The 9110-nt window shown below is 42.5% G+C and carries 4 protein-coding genes and 3 pseudogenes; 5 read left to right on the forward strand and 2 right to left on the reverse strand.

What is annotated here, in order from left to right; all coding sequences use genetic code 11:
• Nucleotides 1-74: 74 nt before the first annotated feature.
• The 3 genes and pseudogenes from R7Z77_RS23145 to R7Z77_RS23155 all read left to right on the forward strand — a co-directional run.
• Nucleotides 75-842 (forward strand): annotated as a pseudogene (locus R7Z77_RS23145) (group II intron maturase-specific domain-containing protein); the annotation flags it as partial.
• A gap of 335 nt (nucleotides 843-1177) precedes the next feature.
• Entirely contained in the window at nucleotides 1178-2434 is a 1257-nt protein-coding gene (gene glgC / locus R7Z77_RS23150) for a glucose-1-phosphate adenylyltransferase (RefSeq protein ID WP_213916573.1), read from the forward strand.
• 371 nt (nucleotides 2435-2805) lie between these two features.
• Nucleotides 2806-3038: pseudogene (locus R7Z77_RS23155) on the forward strand (integrase); the annotation flags it as partial.
• Nucleotides 3039-3178: 140 nt separating this feature from the next.
• Here the strand turns inward: R7Z77_RS23155 and R7Z77_RS23160 are convergent.
• Nucleotides 3179-5392, reverse strand: a complete 2214-nt coding sequence (locus R7Z77_RS23160; protein ID WP_213916574.1) for a GGDEF domain-containing protein — start codon at nucleotides 5390-5392, stop codon at nucleotides 3179-3181.
• A gap of 575 nt (nucleotides 5393-5967) precedes the next feature.
• Nucleotides 5968-7020, reverse strand: coding sequence for a hypothetical protein (locus tag R7Z77_RS23165; RefSeq protein ID WP_213916575.1), 1053 nt, complete (start codon nucleotides 7018-7020; stop codon nucleotides 5968-5970).
• Between the two features lie 563 nt (nucleotides 7021-7583).
• Here R7Z77_RS23165 and R7Z77_RS23170 point away from each other — a divergent pair.
• Together R7Z77_RS23170 and R7Z77_RS23175 are read left to right on the forward strand one after the other, a co-directional pair.
• Nucleotides 7584-8363, forward strand: coding sequence for a hypothetical protein (locus R7Z77_RS23170; protein WP_318136852.1), 780 nt, complete (start codon nucleotides 7584-7586; stop codon nucleotides 8361-8363).
• A 275-nt stretch (nucleotides 8364-8638) separates the two neighbouring features.
• Nucleotides 8639-9001, forward strand: a pseudogene (locus R7Z77_RS23175) (Crp/Fnr family transcriptional regulator); the annotation flags it as partial.
• Nucleotides 9002-9110: the final 109 nt, after the last annotated feature.

A 9110-nucleotide genomic window follows, 5' to 3' on the forward strand; every position in this document is an offset into this window, starting at 1 on the left:
GTCAGTGTAATTTTCATGGTTCGTAGCATGATCCTGCTTTAAGGAAAAATCAAGCACCTTCAATGATCACGGGTATATCACCAACCTTGATGCTAATGACTCTTGCTGGACTTGAGCAGCATATTCAGTCTACAGCCCTCAAAAAGGGTACTAGAGCCAATTTTATTGGATACGCCGACGATTTCGTCGTCACCTGTGCTTCAAAGGAAGTGTTGGAGAACGATATCAAACCGTTGATCGCTGACTTTTTAGCGGAAAGAGGATTAACATTATCCGAAGAGAAAACGCACATTACACACATCGATAACGGCTTTAACTTTCTAGGGTTCAATCACAGAAAGTACAAAGGGAAATTGCTCATTAAACCGAGTAAATCTAACACATTGCTGTTCTTGAGTAATCTGCGCGAACTCATCAAAAAGCATGCAACAACCTCTGTAAACGATCTTATCAAACTGATAAATCCGAAATTAAGGGGTTGGGCTAATTATTATCGCCATTGCGTGGCTAAACAGGTATTCGGATATGTTGGTCATAAGCTATTTCTTGCATTATGGCACTGGGCAGTGAGGCGTCATCCGACAAAATCCAAAACTTGGGTGGCCCTTAAATACTTCGTCAACCGAAAAGGCCAATGGCATTTTCATGGTTGGCAGAAGATCATGGATATGGATTGCCAGTTCAATCTCTTCCAAATAGCCAAAGTACCAATCGAGAGGCATGTAAAAATCCGAAGTGCAGCGACACCATATGATCCTCAACACCAAGAATACTTGGCTAAGAGAAAGTCAAAAAGGCAAGCTCGTAACTCTTGGAAGGAGCCTACTCTCGCTGCTTTATAAGTTGCTGGGTATCAAAACGATGCCTTCGTGAAGGCTTGAGCCTAGTGCAGTGAAAGTTGCACGCTGGGTTCTTAGGGGGGCCGCACTTGGTAACAAGTGTCGTCTACCCGACCAAACCTTTCTAGCACAAGGATCAGGACTCATTTCTTTTGTCATAAATTGACCTATTTTTGGTAATGCTAAAAGTGGCGACGATACTGGTAGCTATTCAAGTAATAATGCCTAACTTCAGTCACAGTTTATTCAACAATTACCCTATATAATAACTTGAATATAATCAATACACTGCTCTGATTATAACTACAAGTATATAATTCGCCCCCATGGAGGTCTCTATGCCCCAGAATTATGATAGACATATCAGTAATTTGACCAAAGACACTTACGCTTTGATATTGGCTGGTGGTCGAGGTAGTCGTTTATTTGAACTCACCGATCTTCGAGCAAAACCTGCTGTATATTTTGGTGGTAAGTTTCGTATTATCGATTTTCCACTATCAAACTGTTTCAATTCAGGTATTGACCGCGTAGGTATCGCAACACAATACAAGTCGCACTCGTTGATCCGTCACATTAGCCGCGGTTGGGTAAGCCTTAGAGCTCAACAATTTGTTGAAATTTTACCTGCTTCACAACGAACGGGCGATGACTGGTATGCTGGCACAGCGGATGCGGTATATCAAAATATTGATATAATTCGTTCACATAGACCCAAGTACATTCTAATTCTGTCTGGTGACCATGTATATCGTATGGACTACGGCACTCTACTAGCGGAGCATGTGGCAAATAACGCAGATATGACAGTCTGTTGCCTAGAAGTTGATACTGAAGAAGCTGCAGGTAGCTTTGGTGTTCTAACCGTAGATTCCAAAAACAAAATAGTAGCTTTTGATGAGAAACCAGCTCAACCTAATGAAATTCCGAATAAACCGAATAAGTGTTTGGCTTCAATGGGCAATTATTTATTCAATGCTGATTTTCTTTTTGACCAGTTATTAAAAGATGTGGATGTCCAAGGATCCACCCGCGATTTTGGCCACGATATCATTCCTTCAATCATTAATGAGAGTAATGTTTTTGCGTACTCTTTCAAAGATCCAGACAGTGAAAGTCAGCCCTACTGGCGTGACGTGGGTACACTTGACTCATTTTGGGAAGCCAATATGGAACTTGTTACACCTAAACCACAACTTGACCTTTATGATAAAGACTGGCCGATTTGGACATATCAAGAACAGCTTCCACCTGCTAAATTCATTTTTGATAACGATGAACGCCGTGGTATGGCCGTAGATTCAACGGTTTCTGGAGGGTGCATTATTTCTGGTTCAACTATTAGAAAATCATTGTTGTATTCAAGTGTCCATGCCCACTCATACAGTCTTATTGAAGAGTCAGTATTGTTGCATGGCAGTCACGTTGGTGAACACGCTAAACTGAAGAGAGTTATCCTTGACAGTGATTGTTGTGTCCCGGCCGGCTTGAGCATTGGCTATGATAAGGAACAGGATGAAGCCAATGGTTTTCGTGTTACAGAAAAAGGAATTACCCTAGTAACTAAAACTATGCTGGAAAATCTTGCTACATAAACGTACTGAACAACTTTTTCTCGAAATACGAGTCAAAGGCATCGCAATGGCGATAAATATGGCAAGCGAGTACAACTAGTCTGACACCCAAATTATGGTCTTATCCTCACCACTCGGAGATAAGATCACGTTTCACCTGAATATATACCCTGCGGCTAACAATTTTTTCATCCACAGAAATCGAGAAATTGGTATGTTAAAAAGTGAACCTTATGTACTAGTAGGGCAGCGCAACTCAAAGCTGCCCCTTTCCTTTTTAGAGTATTTGCCCCCAAGCACAGTGACAGCCCCCATCTCGCATTAGGAAATATTATCCAAAATTGTCATTTCTAAAATTATCTAGTCATTCAAACAACCTATGGAGGTGGAGTATGGTAACTACTATTAAACAGAGAAGACACTTAGGACAAAAGAAGCCATTCAAACTCGAAGATATCTGGCGGACCCGCACACGCCTTGAGATAGAGGGCATTTGATGGAGCTGGCGCTTTTAAAGCTCGCGATTGACAGTAAACTCCGGCCTTGTGACTTGCTTAGAATGAGAGTTCGCTACATTTCGTCGTCAGGCATCATTCATCCCAGATTTCTGTTCATGCAATGCAAAAACGCATTTGGATGTTCAGTCTGAGAACACTGGGAAATCCTACCTGAATCTGCGTTGACGGTTGTTTAATAGCTTTGCCACAGAAGGTGTTCTCCTAGAATTGGCCCACATTGCCGCCCGTGCGTGGCCAGTTGTCACCACTACGCTTTGGCAATGTCAGAGAAGAGTACATATCTCCCTTTTCCATTTTGCTTGGCGTGGTACATGGCACTATCTGCAGCATTAACCAATTCGCTAAATGTGACACCATCGTGAGGGAAAGAAGCCAAACCGATACTTATACCGACGCAGACTGAATCGCCAAACACCTCTATGGGGGCGCTTACCGTGTTGATAATCTGTTGAATGTTGCGGAGATGGCCATATTCTGCACCATGCAGCATGGCTAAAAATTCATCGCCGCCAAACCGTGCGAGTGAGTCGGTACTTCGTAAGAAAGATTTTATTCTGCCTGCTGTTTGTACCAGAACTTCATCACCCACGGCATGTCCATATCTGTCATTAACGTGTTTAAACCCATCTAAGTCCATAAAAAGCACTGTCAGAGGCTGTCCCCCGCGTTGACTAAGCTTAAGGGAGTGTTCTCCCATCTCTATGGCTGCGCGCCGGTTTAGCAAACCGGTTAATTCATCCACATTAATGTACTTTGACTGCTCTGCAATTATCTTTCTCACCACTTGAATGTCGAAGTGCTGGTTAATTACCCGATAGATAAGTGCTGTGCTCAGTGCCAGGACGATGAATATTAGCGGCCAATACCACGGCGACAATATCAAGCTGCTGGGATGTTCAGCGATGGAGGGATTATGCAATATCGCCAGGTCGAGGTGCCCGTTACCAAAACTTTGTCTTCGAGCACCAGTATTGTCAGCGGTATCCAATAATTGGCTATTACCCATGGTTGTATTTGCCGTGCTGTCGTTGGCTGCAGTGAATCGCATGCCTATGTCATGGTTCTCCAATATGGACATCAACGCCGGAGATTGGATGACTCTTTCAATGTCTATCAAAACAATAACCTTGCTTTGCGCCAAGAGATGATAGTCATTCGAGGCAGATACAGTGGGATGGCTGAGGGCGACACCTAACACTTTAGGAGCGATGAGAAAGGCGCCTTGAAGTGACTCATCCCCGCTCATTGCTGTGGTTAGGGTATTCAGCGATTCAAAGTAGCCCTTTACGCGATTTTCAATCTCTGCAGATTGGTGATAACGGTTAGTGAGATATATCTTCTTTGCATCAGTCTCAACCCGGATGCCAAGCACTTCGGGCAGCTCCTGAATCAAACTTTCTGAAAATCGCAAAAATGCGTTTTCATTGAGCGTGGAGGTGGAATCCACGTAGGCTTCAACACTCTCCGCCACTATGGCATATTTCTGGACGTTCGCTGACACCAGGTTGAACCATTCTGAAGCAACTTCATCGTCATGAAGTTGCATTTTTTCTTGGTAACGTTCCTCCTCATAATGGTTAAAAGTATAGGCGATGGCGAGCCCCACAGAGGAAATGGACAGCGCAATGTATAGCGCGAAAGGATTCGCTATCGAAGAGAGAGATCGCGAGGAAAGGTGGGGTTGGCTTAAATAGGCGCAGAGCACACAGTAATACGAAGCCAAGCGGAAGACATGCCCAATCGCATTAGCCTGATCATACACCCCCACATACTGGGTAAAAAACAGCTCCGCCATAATGGTGAACAAAAACGCCAAGCCGAAATACACGCGCTGCTTTCTGTTGTAGTGCTTGCGATGCAAATACAGGCCGCTCGCTGCCACCAAGATCAGTGCAATAACCACTAACTCTGCATAGATTTTGAAGTCGGTAAGACCCACGCCTTCAATATATGCATCAGGGTAGATACTAAAGGGAGCAATGGAAAGGAGTACTAATACAGCCAACGTTGCCAGTACTTTGTTTTCCCATCCCCGCCATCGGTAAGAAAAATGAATGTGAAAGAATAATGCGAGTCCAGCGGCTTCAAGAAGACGACCACCTATCCAAAATTGCGTTGGGGGATTCGCAGAAAGCCCTTCGGCAAGAGGCATCCCTTTGTAGGTCAACATATGTGCGAAATCGAACAGACACACCCAGAGATACAGACTGACGAGAAATGAGAATGAATCCTCTAGCCTTGGGGTTAAGTGCCTTGACTTGGCTGCCAGTCCCACAATAATGAGTGCGACAACGATAGAGATGCTTTCGACAATTGTGTGAAAGTGGATAAAACTACTTAAAGAGAGTACATATAGCTCAATGAATAGAAGCAGAAAAAAAGCCAATTTTGCCAATGTTGCAAAATGCTTTTTCGTAAATCTTATTGTCGTCAGTATGAAGTCCAAAACGGAAAGTTTCACCGAGTGCAAGCTTTACTTAAGTAAAGACTAATGTGTTGTTCGTATCAATGATGAGACGTTGAAATTGTGACCATGTTGCTGTTATTTTGCACTGACATTTGATTCTCAGCTTTAGCTGAGCAATTAAGTACATCGGGTGGAAATTTACGTTTTTCTTGGTGGCGCTACCATTTCTAAACAGGTCTGAGCGTTTTGTTTGTTGTTATTTAGGTTCCTAACCAAATTTATCCGAAGCAAGTGGTTACCAACGTACTCGTCAGCTCACTTTTCTCGAGCTTGTAACACACATGAGCCCTTTTCCGGTCAAAGGCAATCGCCTTCGTTCGGCTTCGTTATCAACCAATGCACTGGAACTACAAAGTCGCCTAGGGAATTTTCCCCAAACTCAACTTATCCGAAGCAAGCGGTAATGAAGAGAATCGCCAACTTACTTCTGTCCAGAGACGTCTTACGACGCCTAGCTTGGGGACAGAAGCGCCTTAGAGTCTGTAACCTAAATGTTTATATTTCGAATGTGCTGCATTAGGGGATAAAGCAGCCCCCGTACAACGTTCGAAAGCTGCTTTTACTATTAACTAGTAGTTATGTTGGTTGAAAACCTTTTGAGCTTCTGCCTTCGCTTTCAGCTCCAATTCTTTGCTTACTTTAGGAAGCGATATGCCGGCATAAAGGATGAATACTGGCCCATAATCTTCATCATTATCAGCAATCGATTGGGTCGGGTAATAACCATAAATGTTGGCTAGCTCGTTCAAAAAAACGAGTTTATATTGTTCAATTTCTTTTGAGGAATGTTCGTATTTTTCCATGAGGTTAAGAATAGCTTCTGTATTTCCACTAAATGCAAGTAATTCCTCATATTGAGTGTCACTATAGACTTCATAAGCAAACTCAATTGCTGGATAGTAACCTTGTTTCGCCAACTCTCGAATTACCTCTACGTCATCAGTGTTTTCAGCGAGTTGCATCATTGCTTCTTTACTGCCTAACTCTGCCGCTCTTTTTAGTAGTGATAGATACTCGGATTGGACAGATAGTTTTTCTTCGTATTCTTTTGCAAAGCGGAGTGCGCCCCCTTCCAAAACCTCGCCAGAAATGTACCTTTTATACCAGTAGTCCTCGTGTGGGCCTGCATTGTCGTCTATTTCAATCCCATCGAAGTGATGAACAGCATATGAATACGCAGCGGACGCGTTACCTTCATGGCTCAATTTTTCAACTAATTTCTCACCTAAACTATCTACCATCCATGGTTCGATCTCATTCCAACTGTAGAACTTACAGTTCTTTAGAAACAGGTTATTACGTATATGTAGAAGGACTTGCTCTTCTAATCTTGCATCTGCTAGTACAGCTTTAGATAGCCTTCTAAGGCGATGTCGAACGTTTTTTTCGTTGGTGAATAATAATCGTGTTTCATTGTGTTGGTTAAATCCATCGTCATAAAAATCTGCTTGTCTGCTATCAAGGTCATACTCAGATAGCACGAAACCAGCCTTAATTAAGCTAGCCGCAGATTTAAATCCATAAAAAGATGCAACCACTTCTCTCGATTGACCTAATTTAAGATCCGGTAAGTAATTTTTTAATGATTGATGAAAGGCATGTACGAGTTGCTTGTCTAACATGATTAATGCTCCGACTTTTAGATCGACTCCGGGCGCACGTTTAAACCTTTTGAGTCGATATTAATCAGCCAAAGGTCATTAAAATTAATTCATTAATAGATAATCATTTATTGAAATGTCTGTTTTTACTCATACGCAAGTAAGGCGGACGCCCTATTACAAGAGTACTCTTCGAATGGGGGATGTCAACAGTCCATAATCAAGACTTAGAAGTGGCCTATTGGGGTTTCTAGTGTTCCTCAGGAACAAAAGCAACTTTGTCTGCGTCTTTCTATCTGATACGTGCTTGGGGGCAGTTCTGCCAATTAAGCATTGCTATACTTCTTTTTTGGGGATACCAACTAAACAATGCGATCAAGAGGAAGCCTGTATTGTGAAGATTGAAATAGCAGAATCTCTTTTGCGCTCATGGCTACGACATGTCCGTGGTTGTGAGTTTGCTGAGTTAAACTGGAAAGCATCGCCTGAATGGTTGCCTAAGTCTGATGAGATAACGGAACTTTTTTGATACGGCTCATGAGCTTTGGCCGGAAGCTTTTGGCAAAAATAGTTACGAGCAACTATTGCGTCAAGCAGAGGTTGATGTACTAGGACTTTCATTCTACGACAACCGACTATATTTCATAGATGTAGCTTTTCACCTTGGTGGGTTGAATTATGGTGACAAATTAACAACGGCAATGAGGGTCTATAAAAAGTTAGTGAGATCAGCACTAATTGCGAAGCGCTATTTCCCCGATCAAACATCTTCTATTTATTTTGTCTCACCATTCACTAACGCGAATGTTTGTTCTGAACTTGATGTTGTGAAGGATAAACTCCAAGAAATATCGGCGAATGATGAAAAGATAAACTTTGATTTTGTTCTCACAAGATCCGAATTCAAATCAGAAGTGATGGAACCACTATTGTCATTGGGAAATGGTGTGGCTGATACATCTGAACTGTTTTTACGCAGTTGGCAATTGATAGAACCTTTCTTCAATATCCAACTACAAGGAAATGAGTCAGAAATATTCACTCCTAAGAAAGACACTTTGCGTACCCCTATGCACACGTCAGAAGTTAATAGAACAGACCTGTTAATATCGGCGCTTTATTTGGCAAAATTTGGTCATCTTAATCGATTGGGTTTTGGGAACCAGACAAGAACGATTAAAAGCTTGGCGGGTATAATAGGTTGTTCAGCAAACTCGTTAAAAGGCTTTCGAGATAGGTATGACCGATATGTTGATAGTCCTCGTGTGGGTTATGATTTGCCACTATCTGACGAGTTGACGATGGCTTTAGATAAGTATGGTGATTTTTCAGAACTAGAATTACGGGCTAAGCTACCAACCTAAAGTTACTCGCAGTCATTCTTCATTATGACCTTCCGGTCTACTTGGGACACAAGCAAGTTAGCTGCAACTTGCTACCACCCAGTCGTAAACTGGCTGCAACGTGTTGAATCCCTTTTTAATATTAGCGCTAATGTCACCCTCCAAACTAATTGCTGTCCAAACTGTTAGGTGGGGAGATAGGTCTTTCGAAAGTTTTCTGCCATCGGAAACCAAGGTGACGCTTTGAGACTTCTTACGTGAACGGAAGTTTCTAGTTTCATCTAAGCAAGAAAGGGTTTACTCAGTCTCCGCAGACTTAATTAAAAGTAATGAACTACATGACCAATCGCATCCACCAGCTGATGGATACCGCGAACATTTTGACGCAAGTAAACGCGAACCAAAGACTGGTGATGAAATTGGCTGACTTCTATCGTGCTCAATCAAGAAGCGAAGAGAATATCACGTTACACGTGGCAAAAAAGCTGCTCGCAACACAGCTAGGAATGACGGCAGAGACGCTTTCTAAAACGTTCAAAAAACTGAAAAAAGATGGTTTTATTACTGAGTACGAAAGCCATATCACGTTGCTAGAGATTCCTGCCATGTGCGAAATGGTGGAGTTAGCACCAAAAATATTCCAGCGAGATTTAACTTAAACGCTCTAAAACAAAAAACAGCGCCTAGGGAGTAATGCCGTTCACTTAAGGTGAGCGGCATTGTTTTTTCTAGGGTATCGGCTTGGTTTTTTCTTAACGACTCTAGGGA

This window comes from Vibrio sp. 1401 (assembly GCF_033340295.1).